Origin of the sequence: Mesorhizobium sp. M7A.F.Ca.CA.001.08.2.1 (assembly GCF_003998455.1) — a bacterium.
Taxonomy (GTDB): Bacteria; Pseudomonadota; Alphaproteobacteria; order Rhizobiales; family Rhizobiaceae; genus Mesorhizobium; species Mesorhizobium ciceri.
On the sequence record NZ_RZPW01001348.1, the window covers coordinates 1 to 719 of the forward strand.

The following is a 719-nucleotide window of genomic DNA, read 5'->3' on the forward strand; positions in this document are numbered from 1 at the left end:
GCGTGATGGCAGCGGCGCAGAAACCAATCATCGGCAGCGCGTTCGCTTCGTCTGTGACGGAGGCGGCCTGGAAAACCATCCCGTCCTGGTACCTGGTCGCCCAACAGGACCGGGCCATCAATCCAGACTTGGAGCGGTTCTATGCCAAGCGCATGGGCGCAATCACCGCCGAGATCAAATCCAGCCACGTTCCGTTCGTCTCCCACCCGAAAGAGGTTGCACGCTTGATTGAACAGGCGGCAAGCGCCCCGGCGAAATAGCCCGACCAGCTGCAGGCAAACTGAGAAAATAACAACAAAGGAACATCCCATGGACAAGCTATTGACGGCAGTACTCGATGCGCATGGTGGATTGGAGAACTGGGCCAAAGTCACCAAGATCACCGCGCAGATGTCACTGGGCGGCCCCTTCTGGGGCGCAAGAGGGTGGCCGGACGTCTATTCGGACCAGACAGTCACCATTGATCCCCATCGTGAGCACATTACGTTCGCACCTTTCACCGGACCCGACCGTATGTCGCTGCTGGAACTCAACCCCGAGCGTGTTGCGATCACAACACTCGAAGGTGGGTTAGTCGAACAGCGCATCAACCCGCGCAAATCGTTTCCGACTGGCTTCATCGACGCCAGCACGCCGTGGGATGCAGTGCAGGTGGCCTATTTTACCAGTGCGGCCGTGTGGAATTATCTCACGGGGCCGTTCGCATTCACCTATCCGGG

Annotated in this window: 1 protein-coding gene and 1 pseudogene; both read left to right on the forward strand. The window is 58.7% G+C overall.

The window, feature by feature from the left end:
• Window positions 1-260: alpha/beta fold hydrolase (locus tag EN914_RS38610; RefSeq protein WP_164779263.1), on the forward strand; the 260-nt coding region annotated here is incomplete at its 5' end.
• A gap of 49 nt (window positions 261-309) precedes the next feature.
• Window positions 310-719: pseudogene (locus EN914_RS37300) on the forward strand (hypothetical protein); the annotation flags it as partial.